Origin of the sequence: Serratia sp. CY74737 (assembly GCF_052166775.1) — a bacterium.
Classification (GTDB): domain Bacteria; phylum Pseudomonadota; class Gammaproteobacteria; order Enterobacterales; family Enterobacteriaceae; genus Serratia; species Serratia ureilytica.
Window position 1 is genome coordinate 101,848 of the sequence record NZ_JBJNOF010000001.1, and the last position, 22,674, is coordinate 124,521.

Sequence of the window (22,674 nt, forward strand, 5' to 3'; positions counted from 1 at the left end):
AAAAGTAAGTGCTAGTGATTGCCGGCTTGGGAGCGTAAAATACCCACAGAATTTTGTGGCTTTGCGCCGGTGAATAAAACGGCAATTTGGGCTGATAACAGAGGCCCTTGAGGAGAACCAACCATGTCAGATGCAATTAATAAATGCAGCGCCCAGGAAACCGCCGCGTGTTGCTGCGTGGATGTCGGCACCGTGATGGATAACACCGATTGCACCGCATCCTACAGCCAGGTGTTCAGCAATCAACAAGATGCGGAGGCGATGCTGGCGGCCCTGAGCGAAAAGGCGCGCGCGGTCGAATCCGATCCCTGTGACATCAGCAGTAGCATTAAACCGGTTGACGGCGGCGTACAATTGGAAGCCGATTTTACCTTCGCCTGCCAGGCGGAAACCCTGATCTTCCAGCTCGGCCTGCGTTAATCCCCGCTTTACCCCCGGCGCCGCCCTGCTGCGCGCCGGGGATTTCCTTCCCCGCCTCGTTCCCGATAGAAAGTGCGCCTGCTCGCAGTTTTGATCTCTGCCGGTTTGCCAAATGTAACCGTTTGGTTAACAATGACCTCATCAGGTCAGACCTCTTTCTGCCCATTGCGCTGACGTTATTTTCTTCAGGAGCATTTATGAGTAAGGCACTGCCGTTGGTGACCCGTCATGGTGACCGCATTGCGATTGTGAATGGACTGCGTACCCCCTTTGCCAAACAGGCGACTGCCTATCACGGCATTCCGGCGGTGGATTTAGGGAAAACGGCGGTGAGCGAGCTGTTGGCGCGCAGCGGTATCGAGCCGCAACTGATCGAACAGCTGGTGTTCGGCCAGGTGGTGCAAATGCCCGAGGCGCCGAACATCGCGCGTGAGATCGTGCTTGGCACCGGCATGAGCGTCCATACCGACGCCTACAGCGTGTCGCGCGCCTGCGCCACCAGTTTCCAGGCGATCGCCAACGTGGCGGAGAGCATCATGGCCGGCAGCATCAGCGTCGGCATCGCCGGCGGGGCGGACTCTTCCTCCGTCTTGCCGATCGGCGTCAGCAAGGCGCTGGCGCGCACGTTGGTGGACGTCAACAAGGCGCGCACGCTGTCGCAGCGCCTCAAATTGTTCAGCCGGCTGAAATTCCGCGATCTGATGCCGGTGCCGCCGGCGGTGGCGGAGTATTCCACCGGCCTGCGCATGGGCGATACCGCCGAACAGATGGCGAAAAGCCACGGCATCACCCGTGAAGCGCAAGATGCGCTGGCGCATCGTTCCCACGAGCTGGCGGCCAAGGCCTGGCGGGAGGGGTGGCTGCGCGACGAGGTCATGACCGCCTACGTGCCGCCTTACCGCGCTCAGCTTTCTGAAGACAACAATATCCGCAAAGACTCCAGCCTGGCTTCCTACGCCAAGCTGAAACCGGCGTTCGATCGCAAACACGGCAGCGTCACTGCGGCCAACAGCACGCCGTTGACCGACGGTGCGGCGGCGGTACTGATGATGAGCGAATCGCGCGCCAAAGAGTTGGGGCTGCAGCCGCTCGGCTATCTGCGCAGTTTCGCCTTCGCCGCCATCGACGTGTGGGAAGACATGCTGCTGGGGCCCTCCTACGCCACGCCGCTGGCGCTGGATCGCGCCGGCATCGGCCTGGCCGATCTGACGCTCATCGACATGCATGAAGCCTTCGCCGCGCAAACGCTGGCCAACCTGAAGATGTTCGCCAGCGAAGCGTTCGCCCGCGAGAAGCTTGGCCGCAGCCAGGCAATCGGCGAAGTGGACATGGACAAATTCAACGTATTGGGCGGTTCTATCGCCTATGGTCACCCGTTCGCCGCCACCGGCGCGCGCATGATTACCCAGACGCTGCGTGAGCTGAAACGCCGTGGCGGCGGGCTGGGCCTGACCACCGCCTGCGCCGCCGGCGGGTTAGGGGCCGCGATGATCGTGGAGGTGGAATGATGAGCGTCGAAAACGCATTGCACGAGCAGCGCGCCAAACCGTCGGCCTTTCAACTGACGATCCGCCCCGACAACATCGGGGTGATCACCATCGACGTGCCGGGCGACAAGGTCAATACGCTCAAGGCCGAGTTCGTCGAACAGGTTAACGACGTGCTGATCCGCGCGCAGCAGCATACTGCGCTGGAAGGGCTGGTGATCGTTTCCGGCAAGCCGGACTCGTTTATCGCCGGCGCCGATATCACCATGATCGCCGCCTGCACCAGCGCCAAAGAGGCGGAAACGCTGGCCAAGAAAGGGCAGAGCACGCTGGCGCAGATCGCCGCCTTCCCGGTACCAGTGGTGGCGGCCATCCACGGCGCCTGCCTTGGCGGCGGGCTGGAATTGGCGCTGGCCTGCCACGGCCGCGTCTGTTCACTGGATGACAAAACCGCGCTCGGTCTGCCGGAAGTGCAGCTGGGCCTGCTGCCGGGCTCCGGTGGCACTCAGCGCCTGCCGCGCCTGATAGGCGCCGCCAAGGCGCTGGACATGATCCTGACCGGCAAGCACATTCGCGCCCGCCAGGCGCTGCGCATGGGGCTGGTGGACGACGCCGTGCCGCAATCGATTTTGCTGCAGACCGCCATCGAGCGGGTGAAACAGGGCTGGAAGCATCAGCGCGAGCTGCCGTGGCAGGATCGTCTGCTCAACGGCCCGCTGGGCAGAAATCTGCTGTTCAGCATCGTGCGCAAGAAAACGTTGGCGAAAACGCACGGCAACTACCCGGCGGCGGAGCGCATCATTCAGGTGGTGCGCACCGGGCTGGATCACGGCAGCGCCAGCGGCTATGAAGCCGAAGCGCGCGCCTTTGGCGAGCTGGCGATGACGCCGCAATCGGCGGCGTTGCGCAGCCTGTTCTTCGCTTCCACCGCGCTGAAAAAAGAGCGGGGCGGCGATGCTCAGCCGCGCGCCTTGCATCGCGTCGGCATTCTCGGCGGCGGCCTGATGGGTGGCGGCATCGCCTGCGTCACCGCCACGCGCGGCGGTTTGCCGGTTCGCATCAAAGACATCAATGAAACCGGCATCAATCATGCGCTGAAATACAGTTGGGACGTGCTCGGCAAGCGGGTGCGCAGCAAGCGCATGCGCCCGGCGGAACGGCAAAAACAGATGATGTTGATCTCCGGCTCTACCGATTACACCGGCTTCGAGCAGGTGGATATCGTGGTCGAGGCGGTGTTTGAGGATCTGGCGCTGAAGCAGAAGATGGTGGCCGAGGTCGAAGCGAACTGTGCACCGCATACCGTGTTCGCCTCCAATACTTCCTCGCTGCCTATCGGTCAAATCGCCGAACAGGCCCAGCGGCCGCAGCAGGTGATCGGTCTGCACTACTTCAGCCCGGTGGACAAAATGCCGCTGGTGGAAGTGATACCGCACGCCGGCACCAGCGAACAAACCATCGCCACCACCGTGGCGCTGGCGCACAAGCAGGGCAAGACCGCCATCGTGGTGGGCGACAGCGCCGGTTTTTATGTCAACCGCATCCTGGCGCCGTACATCAACGAAGCGGCGCGCTGCCTGCTGGAAGGCGAGCCCATTGAATCGCTGGACAAAGCGCTGGTGGACTTCGGCTTCCCGGTCGGCCCCATCACCCTGTTGGACGAAGTGGGCATCGACGTCGGCACCAAGATTATTCCGGTGCTGGTTGAGGCGCTGGGGCCGCGCTTCGCCGCGCCTGCCGCGTTCGATGCGGTGCTGAAGGACGGGCGCAAAGGGCGCAAGAACGGCCGCGGCTTCTATCTTTACCCGAGCGAGGGGCAGCAGCGTCAGCGGCGTAAGCGCGCGGACACCTCATTGTATACGTTGCTCGGCGTCACGCCGAAGGCGCACATGCTGCCGGCGACCATTGCCCAGCGCTGCGTGATGATGATGCTGAACGAAGCGGCGCGCTGTCTGGATGAAGGCGTGATCCGCAGCGCGCGCGACGGTGACATCGGTGCGGTGTTCGGCATCGGTTTTCCGCCGTTCCTTGGCGGCCCGTTCCGCTATATGGATGAACTCGGCGCCGAGAAAGTGGTGAAGACGCTGGACTACCTGCGTCAGCAGCACGGCGAGCACTTCGCGCCGTGCGAACGCCTGCAGCGCATGGCGCAGCAGGGCGAACGTTTTTACCCGCTGGGGAGTTGAACGCAGGGCGGCCCGATTTGCACTATAGTTGCAACAGGGCCGCGTTGTGATCGCCATCACTCCTTGCGACAGCGTCAGCCCGTGAGGCTGTACAGCAAGGTTGCGGCAGCGGTAAGTTAGCTTGAGCGCCATCAATAATTTTCATGGCGGGAAGGTTAAAATTTAACCCGTTGAATTGATTGTTCTATGAGCAATCGAGGTTTGCCTGGGGAGGATTGCTGTAAAAAACAGCATTTTCTTTACGCAAACTTTCAGGCAAAATGCCCGGCCGCCATAAAGAGACGGCGCGTTATCGTTTTAAAGCTTTGGCTTTGGGGTTGTAAAACTCGGCGGTACAGCACGCACGGCGTTTCTGTATAGCGTTACTTTGTCAACAACAGCGGTGCAATATGCAAGTTTTGATTATGCGTCACGGAGAGGCGGCGCTCGAGGCAGCCAGCGATGCGGTAAGGCCCCTTACCCTGTGCGGCCGCGACGAGTCCCGTCAGATGGCGGCCTGGTTGAACACCAAGTCTGTGGATATTGAACGCGTGCTGGTCAGCCCCTATCTGCGGGCCGAACAGACGCTGGCGACGGTGCGTGAAGCCTTGACGCTGCCGGAGGGCGAAGAAGTGCTGCCCGAACTGACGCCGGGCGGGAACGCCGAACAAGTCGGCAGCTATCTTCAGGCGCTGGCGATGCAAGGGGTGAGCTCGGTGCTGATCGTGTCGCACCTGCCGCTGGTAGGGTATCTGGTGGCGGAGCTGTGTCCGGGCGAGTGCCCGCCGATGTTCGCGACCTCGGCGATCGCCAACGTCGATCTGCCGGCGGACGGCAGCTACGGCAAATTTGAATGGCAGGTCAGCCCGTCACAGGTAATGGCCAAAGTGTGAGCCGCGGATGCGGTGCGGAATAAACTCAGGGCGATGTCTGACATCGCCCTGAGTCGTTTCTGCGGGAGGCTATTCTGCCAGCTCCACCAACAGCAGGACGGCGGCGTTGCCGCCCCATTCCTTCGGCGCCTGATGGAACGCCAGCACGTCGGGATGCTGCGCCAGCCACAGCGGCGTTTGCTGTTTGAGAATGTGTTTGCCGTGCCCGTGCATCACGCAGGCGCAGTGTACATGCTCGCGTTTGCAGGCGGCGATCAGCGCCCCCAATTCCTGCTTGGCCTGCAGCTGAGTCAGGCCGTGCAAATCAAGAAACAGCTCCGGCGAATAATCGCCACGTCGCAGCTTCTTCAGCTCATACGGGCTGCTGCCGGGGCGCACGTAGCGCGTCGGGCCTTCCTCTTCCAGCTGCGGCTGATATTCATCTGAAAAATAATAGCTGGCATCGACCTGCTCCTGCAGCAGCCGCTGCGGCGCAACCTGTTTGATCTTGAGCTTCGGCGGGCGGTGGACGATGGTGTCCTGGCGCAGCTTTTTTGCGCCCGCCACCGACTCTCTGAAGAGCTGTTGTTCGTCTTTGCTCAGAGGGGGCTTGTTCTTCATGCTTCATTCACCGGAAATCGTTTATTTCGCTAGTTTACCTTGTGAATGAGCGCTGTCGACGCAAAACTCGGGCCAGAGTGAAAAGCGCGAGGGGCGCGCGTGATTTGTCGCGGGCTTCATGGCAAACTATGCGGCTAAATCATGAAACACAGCGCCTGCCGGAGGGCAAATTGGACAAAATTTTCGTCGACGAAGCAGTGAACGAACTGCACACCATTCAAGATATGCTGCGCTGGACGGTAAGCCGTTTCAACGCCGCCAATATCTATTATGGTCACGGAACCGACAATCCGTGGGACGAAGCGGTGCAATTGGTGCTGCCAAGCCTGTTTCTGCCGTTGGACATTCCGGAGGACATGCATACCGCTCGTCTGACTTCCAGCGAGCGCCATCGCATCGTTGAGCGCGTGATCCGCCGCGTCAACGAACGCATCCCGGTCGCCTATCTGACCAACAAGGCCTGGTTCTGCGGCATGGAATTTTACGTCGACGAGCGCGTGCTGGTGCCGCGTTCACCGATCGGCGAGCTGATCAACGATCGTTTCAGCGCGCTGATCCCGCACCCGCCGCGCCATATCCTCGACATGTGCACCGGCAGCGGCTGCATCGCCATCGCCTGCGGCTACGCTTTCCCGGAAGCGGAAGTGGACGCGGTGGACATCTCCAGCGAAGTGCTGGCGGTGACCGAGCGCAATATTCAGGCGCACGGCGTCGAGCACCAGGTGATCCCGATCCGTTCCGATCTGTTCCGCGACGTTCCCGCGATCCAGTACGATCTGATCGTCACCAACCCGCCGTACGTCGATGCGGAAGACATGTCGGATCTGCCGCAGGAGTTCCGCTTTGAGCCGGAACTGGGGCTGGCGGCGGGCAGCGACGGCCTGAAGCTGGTGCGCCGCATCCTGGCCTGCGCGCCGGACTACCTGACCGACGACGGCGTGCTGATTTGTGAAGTGGGCAACAGCATGGTACATCTGATGGAACAATATCCGGACATCCCGTTCACCTGGCTGGAATTCGAAAACGGCGGCGACGGCGTGTTCATGCTGACCAAACAGCAGCTGGTGGATTGCAAGGATCACTTCAGCCTCTATCGCAGCTAAGCCGCATTTCCAAGGCCCGCATGGCGGGCCTCATAACGATAAAAGACTAACGGTAAGGAGCCGTGATGGCAGGAAACAGTATTGGGCAGATTTTCCGCGTCACCACCTTCGGTGAATCTCACGGGGTGGCGCTGGGTTGTATCGTCGACGGCGTGCCGCCCGGCATCCCGCTCACCGAAGCCGATTTGCAACACGATCTGGACCGCCGTCGTCCGGGCACCTCGCGTTACACCACCCAGCGTCGCGAACCGGATCAGGTGCGCATTCTCTCCGGCGTATTCGAAGGCGTGACCACCGGCACCAGCATCGGTCTGATCATTGAAAACACCGATCAGCGCTCGCAAGACTACAGCGCCATCAAAGACGTGTTCCGTCCCGGGCATGCCGACTACACCTACGAACAGAAATACGGTCTGCGCGACTATCGCGGCGGCGGCCGCTCTTCGGCGCGTGAAACCGCCATGCGCGTCGCGGCGGGCGCTATCGCCAAGAAATACCTGCAGCAGAAGTTCGGCGTGCAGGTGCGTGGCTATCTGGCGCAGATCGGCGACGTGACCTGCGAGCTGAAAGACTGGGATCAGGTCGAACAGAACCCGTTCTTCTGCCCGGATCCGGACAAGCTGGAAGCGCTGGACGAACTGATGCGCGCGCTGAAAAAAGAGGGTGACTCCATCGGCGCCAAGGTCAGCGTGATTGCGGAAAACGTGCCGGTTGGCCTGGGCGAGCCGGTGTTTGACCGCCTCGATGCCGATCTGGCGCACGCGCTGATGAGCATCAACGCGGTGAAAGGCGTGGAGATCGGCGACGGATTCGCCGTGGTGACCAAACGCGGCAGCGAAAACCGCGATGAAATCACCCCGGAAGGCTTCCAAAGCAACCATGCCGGCGGCATTCTCGGCGGCATCAGCAGCGGCCAACCGGTGATCGCGCATCTGGCGCTGAAGCCAACCTCCAGCATCATGGTGCCGGGCCGCACCATCAATCGCCACGGGGAAGCGGTGGAAATGGTGACCCGCGGTCGCCACGATCCGTGCGTGGGCATCCGCGCCGTACCGATCGCCGAAGCGATGATGGCGATCGTGTTGATGGATCACCTGCTGCGCCAGCGTGCGCAAAACGGTGATGTGGTTTCCGACGTGCCTCGCTGGTAATCGCCATGAAAAACTGGATGTTGGGCCTGGTGGCCCTGACGGCCTCCGCTTCCGCCATGGCGCTGACGCCGTGGCAGAAAATCGACCATCCGGTGGCCGGCGCGCCGCAGGCGGTGGGCGGTTTCGCCAACGGCTGCATCATCGGCGCGCAGCCGCTGCCGCTGAATTCACCGGACTATCAGGTGATGCGTACCGACCAGCGCCGCTATTTCGGCCATCCGGATCTGCTGGCGTTCATACAGCGCCTCAGCAGCAAAGCGAACCAGAAAGCGCTGGGCACGGTGCTGATCGGCGACATGGCGATGCCGGCCGGCGGGCGCTTCAGCAGCGGCCACGCCAGCCACCAGTCTGGGCTCGACGTCGACATCTGGCTGCAGCTGCCGCGCCAACGCTGGAGCGCGCAGCAATTGCTCAAGCCGCAGCCGATCGACCTGGTGTCGGGCGACGGCAAACAGGTGGTGGCGAGCCAATGGCAACCGCAGATTGAGTCGCTGATCAAACTGGCGGCGCAGGATGCGGACGTGACGCGCATCTTCGTCAACCCGGCGATCAAGCAGCGTCTGTGCCTGGACGCCGGCGCCGATCGCGCCTGGCTGCACAAGGTGCGGCCGTGGTTCGGCCACCGTGCGCACATGCACGTGCGTCTGCGTTGTCCGGCCGGCAGCCTGGAGTGCCAGGAGCAGGATACGCCGCCGCCGGGCGATGGCTGCGGCGCCGAACTGGCGAGTTGGTTCGTACCGCATCAGCCGAACGCGAAGCCGGGCAAACCCGTGCCGCCGCCGTTACCGCCTACCTGTCAGGCATTGCTGGATCACCATTTCTCAGCGGAATAACACATGGACTGGTTCGTCATTGGCCCCGAAATGCTCGGGGTGTTGTTTGCGGTAGCGCTGCTGGCGGGGTTTATCGACTCCATCGCCGGCGGCGGCGGATTACTGACGGTGCCGGCCTTGCTGGCAGTGGGGGTTCCTCCGGCGCAGGCGCTGGCGACCAATAAGCTGCAGTCGGTCGGCGGCTCTTTCTCCGCCAGTCTGTACTTCATTCGTCGGCGAGCGGTGAACCTCAACGACCAGAAGCTGACGATTTTTCTGACGCTGATCGGCTCGATCGCCGGTGCGATTCTGGTGCAGCACATGCGCGCCGATTTGCTGCGGCAGATGTTGCCGCTGCTGGTGATCGGCATCGGTCTCTATTTCTTGTTGATGCCGCGACTGGGTGAGGAAGATCGTCAACGCCGCCTCGGCGCCTTGCCGTTCGGGCTGGTGGCCGGCGGTTGCGTCGGGTTTTACGACGGTTTCTTCGGCCCCGGCGCCGGCTCATTCTACGCGCTGGCCTACGTGACGCTGTGCGGTTTCAACCTCGCCAAGTCTACGGCGCACGCCAAAGTGCTGAACTTTACCTCCAACGTCGGCGGGCTGGCGCTGTTCATCATCGGCGGCAAGGTGGTGTGGAGCATCGGTCTGGTGATGCTGGTGGGGCAGGTGCTGGGGGCGCGTTTGGGCGCGCACATGGTGCTGACCCGTGGCCAGAAATTGATTCGGCCGATGATCGTGATCGTCTCGCTGGTGATGAGCCTCAAGCTGCTTTACGACAATCACGGCGCAGAGATTCAGCAGTGGCTGTCCGCCTTCGTGCACGGCTGACGATGAAAATGGGCGCCGTTTATACGCCCGTATCCCCCCGCCGGTTATCGGGTATAATGGCCTCTTTATTTTTGTGGTTATAGAGTTTTTTATGTCAGACACGCAGACCCGCCATCATTATGGGCAGTTGATCGAGATCTTCAATCGCTGCTTCAGCGATGACTACAACACCCGCCTGGTGAAGGGAGACGACGAACCGATCTACCTGCCGGCCGACGACGAATTGCCGTATCACCGCATCGTGTTCGCCCACGGTTTCTACGCCAGCGGCCTGCACGAAATTTCGCACTGGTGCATCGCCGGTGACGCGCGCCGTCAATTGGTGGACTTCGGCTATTGGTATTGCCCGGATGGGCGGGACGCGCAGACCCAGAGCGAATTTGAAGCGGTAGAGATCAAACCGCAGGCGCTGGAATGGATGTTCTGCGTGGCGGCCGGTTTCCCGTTCAACGTCAGCTGCGACAACCTGAACGGCGACTGCGAGCCGGATCGCATCGCGTTCCAACGCAAGGTGCGCGCCCGGGTATTGGCGCTGCTGGAGCAGGGAATACCCACAAGGCCTGCGCGCTTTATTCAGGCGTTGCAATCGTTCTACAATACGCCACCGTTGGCGGCCGAGCACTTTCCGTATCCGGAAGATCTCAACTGATGCCACAGCCCGTTATTTAATGAGGAAATTTGATGATCGCAGAATTTGAAGCGCGCATTTTGGCGCTGATTGATGACATGGTAGAGCACGCCAGCGATGATGAACTGTTTGCCGGTGGCTACCTGCGCGGTCATCTGACGCTGGCGGTGGCCGAGGCGGAAGAGCAGGGCGAACACACCGCCGAAGCGCTGAAAGCGCGGGTGGAGGAGAGCCTGCACAAAGCGATCGCCGCCGGGGAACTCTCGCCGCCGGATCAGATCCTGGTGCGCGGCATGTGGGAAAACCTCTATCAGGCTGCAACCCCTGCCGCCTGATCGTCATGCCGGGGCGCGTCGCCGCGCCCCTCAAGGTTGATTAAACCGCACGTCCTTTCAGCAATTTCCGCACCCACATCCGATTCGGATTCAACGCCGCCAGCAGGCGTGCATCGCCCGGCAACGGCTCGCCGAACAGCTGCGCCGCCAAAATTTCCGCCGCCAACGGCGCCGAGCACAAGCCGCGCGAGCCTAACCCGCCGATAGCGAACAGACCGGGATAGACCGGCGCATCGGCGACGGTTTCGCCGCGCTGGTTCTGCCGCTGCAAATCCTGATACTGCGCCAGCGTGGCCTGATAGTCCGGCAGCGCGCCGACCATCGGCAGATGATCGCGGGTGGCGCTGCGCACGCCGCAGCGCGCCTGATGAGCGCTGACGTCCACCTGCTGCGGCCAGGCCTGCTCCGGCAGACAGCGCAGCAGGCGCTCGCGGTTCTCCTGTTGCTCCTGCTCGCGGTAGTCGGTGGCGATGTCGCCGCGCTGGTAGCTGGCGCCAATGCAGTGGTGGCCGTTGTTGGCATTAACCGGCGTCAGGTAACCGTCGTAACACAATACCTGTTTCAATTGACCGAGGGCCGGCGAGGTCGGGATATGCGACACCTGCCCGCGTACCGAATACAGCGGCAGGGCCTCCGTCGGCGCCAGTTCGGCCAACCGATGGCCGTTGGCCAGGATCACCGTCGCATGGCGCCGGCTGTCGCCGTTGGCGAAATCGATGCGCCAGCCGTTCTCTTCCTGCGTCAGCCTCTGTGCATCGTGCTGGTAGTGGCAGACCAAGCCCTGACACTGCGCCAGCGCGATAGCGCCGCGCGTCAGCTCGGCCGGGCAGAGCCAGCCGCCTAGTGGGTAGGTGATGCCGCCAAAGCCGGTATCAACACCGCACCGTTCGCTGAGCGTCTCGCGGTCGGCCGCCATCGCCAAGGCCTGCGGCCAGTCGGTTTTCAGCATATTGGCGATCTTGGCGCCGCTCTTTTCGTCATAGGCCAACTGGCTGACGCCGCACCACTGGTGATCAAAGGCGACGCCTTGTTGCAACAGGGCATCGTATTGGCGGCGGGCGAAGGGAAACGCGGCGCTGAAAAAGCTCTCCAGCGCGTCGCCGCTGCCGTTCAGCAAAGGATAAATCGCGCCCTGGCGGTTGCCGGATGCGCCCTCGGCCGCCTGCTCATCGGCGCAGTACAGCGTGACGGTGGCGCCGCGGCGCAGCAAGGCCAGCGCGGTGAGCGCGCTGGCGACGCCGCCGCCGATCAGGGCGATGTCGGCGGTGTTGTCCGCCGCCGGGCGTCGATACCAGGGCGCTGGATGTGCGGCGGGCTGCGCATCGGCCGGGAGCTCGCCGGCGAGCATCTCACGCTTTTGGCCGAAGCCTTTGCAGCGGTTGACCTGAAAACCGGCCTGTTGCAAGCCGCGGCGCACGAAGCCGGCGGCGGTAAAGGTGGCGAAGCTGCCTCCCGGCCGGGCGAAGCGCGCCATGGCGGCGAACAGTTGATCGGTCCACATGTCGGGGTTTTTTGCCGGCGCGAAACCGTCGAGGAACCAGGCATCCACCTGGTTATTCATGCTGGCGTCAAACTGCGGCAGCAGATCGTTGACGTCGCCGAACCACAGATCGAGCGTAATGCGGCCTTCGGCCAACAGCAGGCGATGGCAACCCGGCAACGGCAGCGGCCACTGGGCGCGCAGCTCGTCGGCATAAGGCGCCAGCTCCGGCCAGCGTGCATGCGCCGCCGCCAGGTCAGCCTGCTGCAGGGGGAATTTTTCGAAGCTGATAAAGTGCAGGCGCTGCAGCGTCGCGTCCGGCTCGGCCTGGCGGACGCCGGCGAAGGCCTGCCACAGCGTGAGGAAATTGAGCCCGGTGCCGAACCCGGTTTCCGCCACGACAAACAACGAACGCGGATGGGCGGCGAAACGTTGCGGCAGCCGATTGCCGTGCAGGAAGACGTAGCGAGTTTCTTCCAGCCCATCCTGATTGGAAAAATAGACGTCATCAAACTGTTTCGAAACAGGTGTACCCTGTTCGTTCCAGGTTAGCGTTGCGGTTTGGATGGGGGCGTGGTTCACGGTCAATGGCTCGAAATTCAAGGGATGCCGCGAATTCTAACGGCGCTGGCGCCCCGGCGCAAACTGGACAACAATAAAGCTGAAAAACGCTGATCGGACTTGTTCGGCTTACATCTGTACGCTAAAGTGCGATGCAAAATCCCGTAGGTAAATAGTGGAAGAGGTATTGAATGAAACGTGCAGTGATTACTGGCCTGGGAGTTGTCTCCAGCATTGGTAATAACCAGCAGGAGGTCCTGGCAAGCCTGCAGGAAGGACGTTCTGGGATCACTTTCTCCCAGGAGCTGAAAGATTCCGGCATGCGTAGTCACGTATGGGGGCAAGTTAAGCTCGACACTACCGGCCTGATCGACCGCAAGGCGGTGCGTTTCATGAGCGACGCTTCCATTTATGCCTTCCTGGCGATGCAAGAAGCGATCGCGTCTTCAGGCCTGAAGGAAGAAGAGTATCAAAACAACCCGCGCGTGGGCCTGATCGCCGGTTCCGGCGGCGGTTCTCCGCGCTTCCAGGTGTTCGGCGCCGATGCGATGCGCAGCCCGCGCGGCCTGAAAGCGGTTGGCCCGTACGTGGTGACCAAGGCCATGGCTTCCGGCGTTTCCGCCTGCCTGGCAACGCCGTTCAAAATCCACGGCGTGAACTACTCCATCAGCTCCGCTTGCGCCACCTCCGCGCACTGCATCGGCAACGCGGTTGAGCAAATCCAGCTGGGCAAACAGGACATCGTGTTCGCCGGCGGCGGCGAAGAGCTGTGCTGGGAAATGGCCTGCGAGTTCGACGCGATGGGCGCGCTGTCCACCAAATACAACGACACGCCGGAAAAAGCGTCCCGCACCTATGACGCCGATCGTGACGGTTTCGTCATCGCCGGTGGCGGCGGCATGGTGGTGGTTGAAGAGCTGGAGCACGCGCTGGCGCGCGGCGCGCACATCTATGCGGAAATCGTCGGCTACGGCGCGACTTCCGACGGCGCCGACATGGTTGCCCCTTCGGGTGAAGGCGCAGTGCGCTGCATGAAGATGGCGATGCAGGATCTGGATGCGCCGATCGATTACATCAACGTGCACGGCACCTCTACGCCGGTAGGCGACGTGAAAGAGCTGGGCGCCATTCGTGAAGTGTTCGGCGACAATACCCCGGCCATCTCCTCCACCAAGGCAATGACCGGCCACTCGCTGGGCGCCGCGGGCGTGCAGGAAGCGATCTACAGCCTGCTGATGCTGGAGCACGGCTTTATCGCGCCGAGCATCAACATCGAAACCCTGGATGAACAGGCGGCCGGCATGAACATCGTGACTCAGCCGACCCAGCGCGAGCTGACCACCGTGATGTCCAACAGCTTCGGCTTCGGCGGCACCAACGCCACGCTGGTGATGCGCAAACTGGCGAAATAATCCCGCCGGCGCGTCATTCCGCCAACAAGCCCGCGTTTTCGCGGGCTTTTTACTGCCTAAAGCCCGCCGGCCGGGCGCTCGGAGTTTTCCCAAATCACATCCCCTGACACATCATTACCTCGCCATTACACGCGTTGGGCATACAATAGCCAGGTAGCGTGATTATCGCTCGGCGTAGCTTTCTAAAGTGATCGAACATTGAGGCAAGAAGTATGAAAAAGTTAATTGCGGTTGGGTTACTGTCGGCCGTGTTGGCCGGATGCGCCACCGATTCTCCCTGCGTGCCGGTCTACGATGACCAGGGGCGTCTGGTGCACACCAACACCTGTATGAAGGGCACCACTCAGGATAACTGGGAAACCGCGGGCGCGATCGCCGGCGGTGCGGCGGCGGTTGCCGGTCTGACCCTCGGTATCATCGCGCTGACCAAGTGATCGGCGCGGAACAGGAATAAGCCCGGCCATTGCGCGCCGGGCTTTTTTATCTCACTGCACTAAAAATGCTTTGAACTGCGGCGTCATCACGGCGCTGAAACCGTCGTCGGTTTTGCTGATCAGGTAGACCGCCAGCCCTTTCTCTTCTGCGAGCTGCAACGCTTTCTCCGGGCCCAGCACCATCAAGCCGGTATCCCAGCCGTCGGCCTCGAGCGCGGTCGGGGCGATCACCGTGGCGGAAACCAGCCGGTGGTTGATCGGCCTGCCGGTGGTCGGATCGATGACATGGGAGTAACGCTGGCCGTTTTGTTCGAAGTAGTTGCGGTAGCTGCCGGCGGTGCTGATGCCGTAACCGTGCAGATCCACCAGCGCCTGCACCGCATTTTCACGGTCGGTCGGCTTTTGGATCGCCACCCGCCAGGGTTTGCCCTGGCCGTTGACGCCGCGCGAAGAGACCGCGCCGCCTACCGACACCAGGTAGTTGGTAATGCCGTGACGGTTCATCAGGCGCACCAGCTCATCGGCGCCATAGCCTTCGCCCAGCGTCGAGAGATCGACATACATGCCCGGCAGATCTTTTTGCAGCCACTCCCCGCGATTGTCGCTGATCAGCTTCAGGTGCTGCAGGCCGATGTTCTGCTTCGCCGCGTCGATCTGCGCCTGTTCCGGCACCTTGACCGGATGCTTGTCTGGGCCGAACCCCCACAGGTTCACCAGTGGGCCGACGGTGATGTCCATGGCGCCGCCGGTATCGCGGCCGATGCGTTGGGCCATCAATACGATGTCCGCCATGCCGCGCGGGATAGGCTGCGGCTCGAGGCTGGCGCTGCGGTTAAACCGCGACAGCACCGAATCGGCGCGGTAGGTAGAGATATCGTCGTTGGCCCGTTCGAGCACCGTGTCGATCTGCCGCTGCAGCTCTTGTTTGCCGATCGCGACGTCACCGCTGACCTTAACGCTGTAGAAGGTGCCCATGGTCTTGCCGTCGATATCGATTTGCGGGCGAGAGGCGGGATCGTCACAGGCGGCGAGCAGGGCGCATAAGGCGCTGAGCAACGCCCCTTTAGCGAGCAGGGAAGCCATAACATGTCCTTTGAAAACCGTGAAAGCCGCTACAAATAAAGTAAAGCGCGGCAAATGAAAAGCGGATAAAGGTAAAATAGCATTTTGCTGGCGCTGAAGCCGCGTCTGAGCTAACGTCTGCCCATTCTTTTCGGTGAGGTTCACACTGCCGCTATGAGTTCAACCGCCATTTCTCGGCTTATCCACCCCTTTGTCAAAGATCGCTTCTTGCATACATTGCTGCTGGCCGGCGTGGTGATGTTCGCTTTTCATCCGCAACCGCTGTCGGCGCTGGGTGGTTTCATCGACGGCCGTACCCTCATCACCCTGTTGGGGCTGATGCTGCTGACCAAAGGGGTGGAGGTCAGCGGCTACTTCGATTTTGTCGGCCGCAAGATTATCAACCGCTTGCACAGCGAACGGCGGCTGGCGCTGTTCCTGGTATTTTCCGCCGCGCTGCTGTCGTCGTTTCTGACCAACGATGTGGCGCTGTTTATCGTCATTCCGCTCACCATCACGCTAAAAAAGCTGTCGGCGCTGCCGGTTGGCCGCTTGATCATCTTCCAGGCGCTGGCGGTGAACGCCGGTTCGTTGCTGACGCCGATCGGCAACCCGCAAAATATCCTGCTGTGGAGCCGCTCCGGCCTCTCTTTCCTCGGCTTCATCGGCCAGATGGCGCCGTTTGGCGCCGCAATGATGTTGAGCCTGCTGGCGCTGACCTGGTTCAGCTTCCCGGCGCGCGACATCGTGAAAACGCCGAATACCGAGGGGTATCCCTACCAGCGGCCGCTGTTGCTGAGCTGTGTAGGGCTGTATGCGGTTTTCCTGCTGTGTCTCGATTTCGATCTGCCGTTGTACGGGCTGCTGGCGGTGTTCGCCGGTTTCTTGCTGCTGGCGCGCCGAGTGCTGTTGCAGATCGACTGGAGTCTGATTTTCGTGTTCGCCGCCATGTTCATCGATGTCGGCCTGTTTACCCGTTTGCCGCCGCTTCAGCCGGCGTTCGCCGCCATCGCCGGGCTGAGCGAGGGGAGCGTGTATGCGTTGGGCGTCGGGCTGTCGCAGATCGTCAGCAACGTGCCGGCCACCATACTGTTGCTCAACTATGTGCCCTCCAGCGCTCAGCTGGCCTATGCGGTCAACGCCGGCGGCTTCGGGTTGGCGATCGGATCGCTCGCCAACCTGATTGCGCTGCGCATGGCGGGGGAGCGCAAGATCTGGTTGCACTTCCACTATTATTCGCTGCCGCTGTTGGTATGGGCCGCGTTGCTCGGCTGGGTGATGAGCTAAGCCGGTTGGCCGCTTTGTCGCGCGGCCAGCAGGCAAATGCTGCGGGTCACCTGATAGGATTTCACGAAGGCGCTGACGGGTAAAAACTCGAAGCGCGAGTGGAAGTTATGCGCGCCGGTGAAGTAATTGGGCGTCAGGATGCCACGGCTGGAGAGCGCCGCGCCGTCGGTGCCGCCGCGCATCGGGATCACCTTCGGCGGGATGCCGTGGGCGGCGAGGGCGCCGAAGATCAGATCGATGGCGCGCCGGTCCTCGCCGATGGCGTTGCTGATGTTGCTGTAGATGTCGCTGACGCTGCAGCTGACGTTGGCCCGCGGATAGTTGGCCGCCACCTGGCGCACCGTCTCCTCAAGGCGGGCCTTGCGTGCCTCGAACGCCGCGCGATCGAAGTCGCGAATCGACACCTTCAGCGTCGCCTGATTGGCGTTGGCGGCCAGATCGGTGAACCAGAAATAGCCCTCGCGCCCTTCGGTGTGCTCCGGGGTATCCTGCACGTCGAATCGGTTAATGATGTCGTTGGCGATGCGTATCGGGTTGATTAATACGTTTTTCGCCGACATCGGGTGGGCGGTCACCCCCTCGATGCGGATCTCCGCCGCCGCCGCGTTGAAATTCTCGTACACCACTTCACCCAGTTCGCAGCAGTCGATGGTGTAGGCGAAATCGACGGGGAAACGCTGCAGATCCAGCGCCTTGGCGCCGCGCAGGCCGATTTCTTCGTCCGGCACGAACGCCACTACGATATCACCGTGGCGATCGGCCGCGGTCAGGTTGGCCAGCAGCGTCATCACCACGGTGACCGCCGCCTTATTGTCGGCGCCCAGCACGCTGGTGCCGTCGCTGAACAGGATCTCTTCGTTCCGGTAGGGCAGGATCTCCGGATGCTCGGCGGTACGCAGCCAGATGTCTTGCTCGGCATTCAGGCATAAATCCTCGCCGGTGAAGCGCAGGCGCTGCGGGCGAATCTCGGGCGACAGGCCGACGTCCACGGTGTCGATATGCGTGATGAAGCCGATGCGCGGCGCGCCGGGTTGGGTGCCGGGCTTGCGGGCGGTCACGGTGGCGTGCTCGTCGATTTGAACGTCGGCCAGGCCGAGCCGGCGCAGCTCGTCCGCCAACAGTTGCGCCATCTCATGCTGCCCCGGCGTGCTGGGCAGGGCGGTTGCGGCGGCGTCGCTCTGGCTGGTCACCGCCAGATAGCGGAAGAAACGTTCGGTAAGCTGTTCGGCAATCGGGCTGGTCATCGGAACTCCTCGCGGTTGGCAATCTACCGGTTTTAAAACGAAATCAGCCGATTGTCCAACGGCGCAATGCGTAAACCGCCAGAATGCGAAGCATCGCGCAGAAACGAAAAATAGCGGTGCAACTAGGAAATAGTCGCAGGTTTCTGCGGCAAAATCGGTGTTAGCTGTGGGCCGGGAAGCGCCCGCATAACACTTATCTGTCCCTCAAGGAGAATTCATGCACACCGGTCACGCTTTGCTCATCACCTTACTGTCCCTGGGCATCTCTCACAGCGCCTGGTCGTCCGCCGATACCGGGCACGCCAACAGCAACGCCAACAGCCGCGAGGTGGCCAGCGCGTTGGGCGGCCTGAAGAACAAAACCTACGAACTGGAACAGGCGCCGAAGATCCGCGTCGCCAGCTTCAATATCGCCGCCGGCAAGGTCAGCGACATGACCGCCATCGCCAAGGCGATTCGCGCGATGAACGTCGACGTGGTGGCGCTGCAGGAGGTGGATAAACTCACCGCCCGCAGCGGGCGGGTCGATCAGGCGGCGGAACTGGCGAAGCTGACCGGCATGCAGGCGGTGTTTGGCCGGGCGATCGATTTCGACGGCGGTGAATACGGCCTGGCGTTTCTCTCGAAGTATCCGCTGCACGACGCCGTGATCTATCCGTTGCCGTCCGGCCAGCGCGAGCAGCGCATCGCCTTCAGCGCCAAGGTCGATGTGCCGGAGTTCCCGACGCCGATCACCCTGTTCAACACCCACCTCGACACCAAGGAAGATCCGACGATGCGTCTGGATCAGGTGCGGGAGCTGAACGATCGCACCATCGAAGTGCGCGGCATCAAACTGCTGTTCGGCGACATGAACGACGTGCCGGGCAGCGTCACCTGGCTGGAGCTGAGCCGCTATTGGAACGATATCATGCCCAACGGGCAGGACGGCCGCAGCTGGCCGGCGGAAAACGCCGAAATCAAGGTGGATTACATCTTTAGCGGCAATGCGCAGCGTTGGCATCTGGACAGCCTGACGGTGCCGAACGCCAGCGGCGATTGGAACGGCGTGCACTGGCCGGCGGTGAGCGATCACCTGCCGCTGGTGGCGGAGATGCGCCTGACCGAGCAATAAGCCGGCCGGCGTCTCTCCGGGGCAGGGCTAAGCCGCGGCGATCCGCGCCAGCCGCTCGACGGCGCTGCGGATCTCGCCCGGCGTCAGGGCCGAAAAACCCAGCAGCCAGCCGTCGCGCTGGGCCTGAACCGTTTGGTATTGCGCCGTTAACCCGGGCGTAAGGACGCCGAGCCGCCGCGCCTGTTGGCTGAGCGCCGCCTCCCGGCCAGGCGGCAGCCAAACGCTGAGCTGCAGGCCGCCGGCGGCGGGAGCGGCCGTGGCGAAGTGGCTCAGCTTTTCGCGCACTTCCGTCAGCAGCACATCGCGCCGGCTGTGGTAGAGCTGGCGCATGTAACGAATATGCGCGGCGAAGTGCCCCTGGCGGATGAACTCGGCGGTCACCGCCTGCATCAACTGCGCGCTGTGGCCGTCATAGACCGTGCGTGCGGTGACGAAGGGAGCGACCAGCGCGGGCGGCACGATCAGGTACGCCAGCCGCAGCGAAGGGAACAACGATTTGGAGAAGGTGCCGAGATAGAGCACCCGGCCATGGCGATCCAGGCCTTGCATCGCCGGTATCGGCAGCCCGTCGTAGTGAAACTCGCTGTCGTAATCGTCCTCAATGATCCAGGCCTGTTGCCGCTCCGCCTGCGCCAGCAACGCTAAGCGGCGTGCCAGGCTGAGCGCCGCGCCGGTCGGGTATTGGTGCGAGGGCGTCAGATAAATCAAACGCGGATCGGGCAAGGAAGGTTCTGCTCGCAGGCCATCGCCGTCTACCGCCACCGGCGTCAGCGCGGCGCCGGCGCTGATAAAGGCGTTTCTCGCCCCGGTGTAACCCGGCTCTTCCATCCAGACGCTGTCGCCGCTGTCCAACAGTAAGGTGGCGATCATTTGCAGCGCCTGCTGCGAACTGGTCAGCACGATAACCTGGCTCGCATCGCAGACTACGCCGCGTGTTTGGTTGACGTGGGCGGCAATGGCTTCGCGCAGCGGCAGATAGCCTTGCGGATCGCCGTAGCGCAGCAGGCTTTCCCCCTGCAGGCGCAGGCGTTGAGCGGTCAACTGCTTCCACAGTGCCAGCGGAAACGCGCGCAGGTCCGGCGAGCCGGCAGCGAAGGCCTGAGGATGCTGCGGATCGCGGCAGCCGCCGGTGTGCACGATCTGTTGGCCGCGCAGCGAAAGGCGCGGCATGGCGGTGCGGGTCGCCGGCGGCGGCGATTTGGCGATGTGGATAGCCACAAATGTGCCCTGGCCGACGCGGCGCTGCAAATACCCCTCCGCCTCCAACTGGCCGTACGCTGCTTCGACGGTCACCCTTGAGAGGTTCAGATCCCCAGCCAGCACTCGGCTGGAGGGCAGCCGTTGCCCAACGCTCAATGCGCCGTGGTGGATGGCCTGCCGCAATGCCGCACACAGACGATCGCGCAGCGTGCCGATGGCCTGGGGCGATTGCTGAAACAGCGTGATCAGCGTGTGCCGCATAATGGGTCTTATCATGAGTAAAAAATGGGTATCAATCATAAGACCAAAATCGGGCACTATTGTCATCTGTCTTGATCAACGGGAGTGAGTGATATGTCGAAAGAATCCTTGGTGCTGGCCTTTCCGCCGGCAGCGCCGGAAGAGAGCCTGGCCTATCTGGCGGCCAAGCTGAGCCGCTATGCGGATGCCTGGGACGTGGCGGAAGATTTGCGCAATGGCGTGGACGGGATGGTGGTGATCGACACCCGTGCGGAGGCGCTGTACGCCGCCGGGCATATCCCCGGCGCATTCAGCTTGCCGCATCGCCTGATGGATGAAGCCGGCACGGCGCACCTGGATCGCCAAAAGGTGTATGTGACCTACTGCGACGGCATCGGCTGCAACGGCTCCACCAAAGGCGCCTACAAGCTGGCGAAGTTGGGGTTTAGGGTGAAGGAGTTGATTGGCGGGCTGGATTTCTGGCTGCGCGACGGCCATCCGTTGGCCATCGGCGAACTGCCGGGGTCACTGCGCTCCCGGGCGGCCGCAGCGGACTGCGGCTGCGCCTGAGGCGTTAAAACACCAGCGCCAGCACGACGGCCAACGCCAACAGCAGCAGGATCAGCGCCACGGCGGGCTTACTCAGCGCTTTTTGCAGCGGCAGAGGCAGGGTGGCGATCAGCGGGTTGAGCAGCGGCTGCGGTTCGACAGGGGGGCTTGCGATCGGCTGCGCCTGGCCGGCTTTCTCCAGACGGCGGGCAAACAGCTGATGAATGGCGTCGCTCATTTGCGGATGCGTCAGCGGCGCGTTGGCGCCGCAGTTGAAGCGCGTCTGGCAATAGTCGTTCATTTGCTGCAGTTCTTGCTCATCCGCCGGCTGTTTGAGCGCCGCCAGCAGGTTGTTCAGCGTTGGCGCGTTCTGCGGGCTGAGCGCCACCTTCACCTGTAAAAACTGGTTCAGCAGCTGGAAGTGGCGCGCCGGCAGCGGATCGTTGGTTTTCACGCCCGCCAGATCGAACAGCGTTTGCCAAATTTTAGCCGGCGCTTCACCGGTCGCGGCGCTGAGTTTGGTAACCTGCTGCTGCAGGCTTTGATGCTCTGCGGGCAGCAGCGGGCGATCGCTGGTGGCGGTTTGCTGCGGTTGGGGAATGGTCAGGCCGCCGGTCTGCAACAGATTCAGCACCTGCTGCAGCTGTGGTGGGCTTAACTGGCTCAACACCGTATGGCCGAACCGTTGACGAATAAAGTCACTGACCGCCTGGCGATTATTGCCCTGCGGCAGCAACTCGGCCAGCTGTTGCAGCAGTTGGCGCCCGGCATGGTTTTGCTGCGCCTGCGTCAGGCGCGTTTGCAGCAGCTGTTCCGCCGGTTGAAAATGGCGCGCCAGCAGTTCGCCGCCTTTGTCGGCGCCGAGATCGTGACGCAGAGACGCCCAGATCTCCGCCGATTTTACCGGGCTGAGCGTCATGATTTTCACGATCAGTTTTTCCAGCGTTGTGCGCTGCGCCGGAGAGAGGGGTTGATCGTCAGTGGCCGCCGTTTTGCCCGGGGAAGGGGGGCGCTCGCCGGCGATTGGGGTGCCCGGCCCACTCAAAGGTTGCATATCACCAGTCCTTCGCTGTGTATCCCCGCAGTGTGCCTGGAGGAGAGAATCGTCATTGTACCCGGCGAAAAGCGCAGGCTTACCCTCTATGATACCTGTAATTCGCCGCCATCAATACCGCCGCTCAGACATTTCTTTACCGACAAAACGTTGCTAATCGCGTCTGCGCCGCTAAGATAACCCCAGATCTGAACATGAGGATGGCATGGTTAAACGGCAGCGGATTGCAAAATGGTTTTTATGCCTGGCTTGCCTGGTGGTGCTGACGTGCATGACCCAGCGCATGGCGGGCCTGCATGCGCTGCAGCAAACGCTGGGGATCCCGGCCGCTACCGCCGTTCAGTCCAGCGACGCCGCCGCCGAAGCGCAGCCGACGCCCTGTGAACTGAGCGCCAAATCATTGCTGGCCGCGCCGCCGGTAATGTTCGAAACCGTGCTGTTCGGGCTGGGTCTGCTGCTGGCGCTGTTGGCGCCGACCATTGCCGCGCGTCTGCGCATTCCTCCTCCTCGCGCCATTTCTCCGCCCACCCTCAGGGTGCACCTTCGATTATGCGTCTTCCGTGAATGAGTTAATCGCCCGTTTTTCGCGGTGAATTAATCATTTATGGAGAA

22 protein-coding genes are annotated in these 22,674 nt (G+C 62.2%); 16 read left to right on the top strand and 6 right to left on the bottom strand.

Annotated elements, in window-relative coordinates:
- The first annotated feature begins 123 nt into the window (after positions 1–123).
- The 4 genes from ACJ8PE_RS00535 to sixA all read left to right on the top strand — a co-directional run bounded on the left by ACJ8PE_RS00535 (position 124) and on the right by sixA (position 4,965).
- Positions 124–420, top strand: a complete 297-nt coding sequence (locus tag ACJ8PE_RS00535) for a YfcZ/YiiS family protein (RefSeq protein WP_072145088.1) — start codon at positions 124–126, stop codon at positions 418–420.
- 197 nt (positions 421–617) lie between these two features.
- Entirely contained in the window at positions 618–1,928 is a 1,311-nt protein-coding gene (gene fadI, locus ACJ8PE_RS00540) for an acetyl-CoA C-acyltransferase FadI (RefSeq protein WP_046896287.1), read from the top strand.
- Positions 1,928–4,093 (top strand): fatty acid oxidation complex subunit alpha FadJ, encoded by a 2,166-nt coding sequence (gene fadJ / locus ACJ8PE_RS00545; protein ID WP_047025283.1) that lies wholly within the window; start codon positions 1,928–1,930, stop codon positions 4,091–4,093. Before fadI ends, fadJ begins: the two co-directional genes overlap by 1 nt.
- A 389-nt stretch (positions 4,094–4,482) precedes the next feature.
- A complete protein-coding gene (gene sixA, locus ACJ8PE_RS00550; RefSeq protein WP_004936230.1) occupies positions 4,483–4,965 on the top strand; it encodes a phosphohistidine phosphatase SixA in 483 nt (160 codons plus the stop codon).
- A 69-nt stretch (positions 4,966–5,034) separates the two neighbouring features.
- Here sixA and smrB read toward each other — a convergent pair whose 3' ends face one another.
- Positions 5,035–5,565, bottom strand: coding sequence for an endonuclease SmrB (gene smrB, locus ACJ8PE_RS00555; protein WP_197760971.1), 531 nt, complete (start codon positions 5,563–5,565; stop codon positions 5,035–5,037).
- Positions 5,566–5,735: 170 nt separating this feature from the next.
- Between smrB and prmB the strand changes: the two genes are divergently transcribed.
- The 6 genes from prmB to ACJ8PE_RS00585 all read left to right on the top strand — a co-directional run bounded on the left by prmB (position 5,736) and on the right by ACJ8PE_RS00585 (position 10,425).
- Positions 5,736–6,668 (top strand): 50S ribosomal protein L3 N(5)-glutamine methyltransferase, encoded by a 933-nt coding sequence (gene prmB / locus ACJ8PE_RS00560; protein ID WP_025160157.1) that lies wholly within the window; start codon positions 5,736–5,738, stop codon positions 6,666–6,668.
- Between the two features lie 65 nt (positions 6,669–6,733).
- Positions 6,734–7,819 carry a chorismate synthase gene (gene aroC / locus ACJ8PE_RS00565; protein WP_033643909.1) on the top strand — a complete coding sequence of 362 codons (1,086 nt, stop codon included), beginning with the start codon at positions 6,734–6,736 and terminating at the stop codon, positions 7,817–7,819.
- Between the two features lie 5 nt (positions 7,820–7,824).
- Positions 7,825–8,652 (top strand): penicillin-insensitive murein endopeptidase, encoded by an 828-nt coding sequence (gene mepA, locus ACJ8PE_RS00570; RefSeq protein WP_025303719.1) that lies wholly within the window; start codon positions 7,825–7,827, stop codon positions 8,650–8,652.
- A 3-nt stretch (positions 8,653–8,655) separates the two neighbouring features.
- The gene (locus tag ACJ8PE_RS00575) at positions 8,656–9,462 is read left to right on the top strand and encodes a sulfite exporter TauE/SafE family protein (RefSeq protein WP_047025284.1); all 807 of its coding nucleotides are present in this window, start codon (positions 8,656–8,658) and stop codon (positions 9,460–9,462) included.
- Positions 9,463–9,553: 91 nt separating this feature from the next.
- On the top strand, positions 9,554–10,111 hold the full coding sequence (locus ACJ8PE_RS00580; protein WP_197792579.1) for an elongation factor P hydroxylase: 558 nt from the start codon (positions 9,554–9,556) through the stop codon (positions 10,109–10,111).
- A gap of 32 nt (positions 10,112–10,143) precedes the next feature.
- Positions 10,144–10,425, top strand: coding sequence for a YfcL family protein (locus ACJ8PE_RS00585; protein ID WP_016926855.1), 282 nt, complete (start codon positions 10,144–10,146; stop codon positions 10,423–10,425).
- A gap of 40 nt (positions 10,426–10,465) precedes the next feature.
- Here the strand turns inward: ACJ8PE_RS00585 and mnmC are convergent, their stop codons facing one another.
- A complete protein-coding gene (mnmC, locus tag ACJ8PE_RS00590; RefSeq protein ID WP_442536690.1) occupies positions 10,466–12,487 on the bottom strand; it encodes a bifunctional tRNA (5-methylaminomethyl-2-thiouridine)(34)-methyltransferase MnmD/FAD-dependent 5-carboxymethylaminomethyl-2-thiouridine(34) oxidoreductase MnmC in 2,022 nt (673 codons plus the stop codon).
- Positions 12,488–12,657: 170 nt separating this feature from the next.
- On the opposite strand from mnmC, the gene fabB reads away from it, so the two are divergent.
- Together fabB and ACJ8PE_RS00600 are read left to right on the top strand one after the other, a co-directional pair.
- The gene (gene fabB / locus ACJ8PE_RS00595; RefSeq protein WP_016926857.1) at positions 12,658–13,878 is read left to right on the top strand and encodes a beta-ketoacyl-ACP synthase I; all 1,221 of its coding nucleotides are present in this window, start codon (positions 12,658–12,660) and stop codon (positions 13,876–13,878) included.
- Positions 13,879–14,090: 212 nt separating this feature from the next.
- Positions 14,091–14,312: a hypothetical protein gene (locus tag ACJ8PE_RS00600; RefSeq protein ID WP_004936201.1), complete on the top strand. Its 222-nt coding sequence runs from the start codon at positions 14,091–14,093 to the stop codon at positions 14,310–14,312.
- 51 nt (positions 14,313–14,363) lie between these two features.
- Here the strand turns inward: ACJ8PE_RS00600 and apbE are convergent, their stop codons facing one another.
- On the bottom strand, positions 14,364–15,395 hold the full coding sequence (gene apbE / locus ACJ8PE_RS00605; RefSeq protein ID WP_047025285.1) for an FAD:protein FMN transferase ApbE: 1,032 nt from the start codon (positions 15,393–15,395) through the stop codon (positions 14,364–14,366).
- A 153-nt stretch (positions 15,396–15,548) separates the two neighbouring features.
- Here apbE and ACJ8PE_RS00610 point away from each other — a divergent pair, with 153 nt between their 5' ends.
- A complete protein-coding gene (locus tag ACJ8PE_RS00610) occupies positions 15,549–16,661 on the top strand; it encodes an SLC13 family permease (RefSeq protein WP_197792581.1) in 1,113 nt (370 codons plus the stop codon).
- On the opposite strand, the gene pepT is transcribed toward ACJ8PE_RS00610, so the two are convergent.
- The gene (gene pepT, locus ACJ8PE_RS00615) at positions 16,658–17,905 is read right to left on the bottom strand and encodes a peptidase T (RefSeq protein ID WP_042785118.1); all 1,248 of its coding nucleotides are present in this window, start codon (positions 17,903–17,905) and stop codon (positions 16,658–16,660) included. The genes ACJ8PE_RS00610 and pepT overlap by 4 nt on opposite strands.
- Before the next feature lie 217 nt (positions 17,906–18,122).
- Here pepT and ACJ8PE_RS00620 point away from each other — a divergent pair, with 217 nt between their 5' ends.
- Positions 18,123–19,019 (top strand): endonuclease/exonuclease/phosphatase family protein, encoded by an 897-nt coding sequence (locus ACJ8PE_RS00620; RefSeq protein ID WP_016926861.1) that lies wholly within the window; start codon positions 18,123–18,125, stop codon positions 19,017–19,019.
- A 27-nt stretch (positions 19,020–19,046) separates the two neighbouring features.
- Here the strand turns inward: ACJ8PE_RS00620 and pdxR are convergent, their stop codons facing one another.
- A complete protein-coding gene (gene pdxR, locus ACJ8PE_RS00625; RefSeq protein ID WP_197792582.1) occupies positions 19,047–20,480 on the bottom strand; it encodes a MocR-like pyridoxine biosynthesis transcription factor PdxR in 1,434 nt (477 codons plus the stop codon).
- A 93-nt stretch (positions 20,481–20,573) separates the two neighbouring features.
- On the opposite strand from pdxR, the gene ACJ8PE_RS00630 reads away from it, so the two are divergent.
- Positions 20,574–21,029, top strand: a complete 456-nt coding sequence (locus ACJ8PE_RS00630; protein ID WP_033651965.1) for a rhodanese-like domain-containing protein — start codon at positions 20,574–20,576, stop codon at positions 21,027–21,029.
- A 4-nt stretch (positions 21,030–21,033) separates the two neighbouring features.
- Here ACJ8PE_RS00630 and flk read toward each other — a convergent pair whose 3' ends face one another.
- Positions 21,034–22,062, bottom strand: coding sequence for a flagella biosynthesis regulator Flk (flk, locus tag ACJ8PE_RS00635; protein WP_197792583.1), 1,029 nt, complete (start codon positions 22,060–22,062; stop codon positions 21,034–21,036).
- Between the two features lie 205 nt (positions 22,063–22,267).
- On the opposite strand from flk, the gene ACJ8PE_RS00640 reads away from it, so the two are divergent.
- Entirely contained in the window at positions 22,268–22,630 is a 363-nt protein-coding gene (locus ACJ8PE_RS00640) for a hypothetical protein (RefSeq protein WP_033639760.1), read from the top strand.
- Positions 22,631–22,674 lie beyond the last annotated feature (44 nt).

Bases quoted from the DNA above. Each gene is read 5' to 3' on its own strand.
- ACJ8PE_RS00640 (WP_033639760.1), top strand. From the start codon at position 22,268: ATGGTTAAACGGCAGCGGATTGCAAAATGGTTTTTATGCCTGGCTTGC.
- apbE (WP_047025285.1), bottom strand. From the start codon at position 15,395: ATGGCTTCCCTGCTCGCTAAAGGGGCGTTGCTCAGCGCCTTATGCGCC.
- pepT (WP_042785118.1), bottom strand. From the start codon at position 17,905: ATGACCAGCCCGATTGCCGAACAGCTTACCGAACGTTTCTTCCGCTAT.
- sixA (WP_004936230.1), top strand. From the start codon at position 4,483: ATGCAAGTTTTGATTATGCGTCACGGAGAGGCGGCGCTCGAGGCAGCC.
- fabB (WP_016926857.1), top strand. From the start codon at position 12,658: ATGAAACGTGCAGTGATTACTGGCCTGGGAGTTGTCTCCAGCATTGGT.
- ACJ8PE_RS00600 (WP_004936201.1), top strand. From the start codon at position 14,091: ATGAAAAAGTTAATTGCGGTTGGGTTACTGTCGGCCGTGTTGGCCGGA.
- aroC (WP_033643909.1), top strand. From the start codon at position 6,734: ATGGCAGGAAACAGTATTGGGCAGATTTTCCGCGTCACCACCTTCGGT.
- ACJ8PE_RS00535 (WP_072145088.1), top strand. From the start codon at position 124: ATGTCAGATGCAATTAATAAATGCAGCGCCCAGGAAACCGCCGCGTGT.
- mepA (WP_025303719.1), top strand. From the start codon at position 7,825: ATGAAAAACTGGATGTTGGGCCTGGTGGCCCTGACGGCCTCCGCTTCC.
- smrB (WP_197760971.1), bottom strand. From the start codon at position 5,565: ATGAAGAACAAGCCCCCTCTGAGCAAAGACGAACAACAGCTCTTCAGA.
- flk (WP_197792583.1), bottom strand. From the start codon at position 22,062: ATGCAACCTTTGAGTGGGCCGGGCACCCCAATCGCCGGCGAGCGCCCC.
- ACJ8PE_RS00620 (WP_016926861.1), top strand. From the start codon at position 18,123: ATGCACACCGGTCACGCTTTGCTCATCACCTTACTGTCCCTGGGCATC.
- ACJ8PE_RS00580 (WP_197792579.1), top strand. From the start codon at position 9,554: ATGTCAGACACGCAGACCCGCCATCATTATGGGCAGTTGATCGAGATC.
- ACJ8PE_RS00585 (WP_016926855.1), top strand. From the start codon at position 10,144: ATGATCGCAGAATTTGAAGCGCGCATTTTGGCGCTGATTGATGACATG.
- pdxR (WP_197792582.1), bottom strand. From the start codon at position 20,480: ATGCGGCACACGCTGATCACGCTGTTTCAGCAATCGCCCCAGGCCATC.
- ACJ8PE_RS00630 (WP_033651965.1), top strand. From the start codon at position 20,574: ATGTCGAAAGAATCCTTGGTGCTGGCCTTTCCGCCGGCAGCGCCGGAA.
- fadJ (WP_047025283.1), top strand. From the start codon at position 1,928: ATGAGCGTCGAAAACGCATTGCACGAGCAGCGCGCCAAACCGTCGGCC.
- ACJ8PE_RS00610 (WP_197792581.1), top strand. From the start codon at position 15,549: ATGAGTTCAACCGCCATTTCTCGGCTTATCCACCCCTTTGTCAAAGAT.
- ACJ8PE_RS00575 (WP_047025284.1), top strand. From the start codon at position 8,656: ATGGACTGGTTCGTCATTGGCCCCGAAATGCTCGGGGTGTTGTTTGCG.
- fadI (WP_046896287.1), top strand. From the start codon at position 618: ATGAGTAAGGCACTGCCGTTGGTGACCCGTCATGGTGACCGCATTGCG.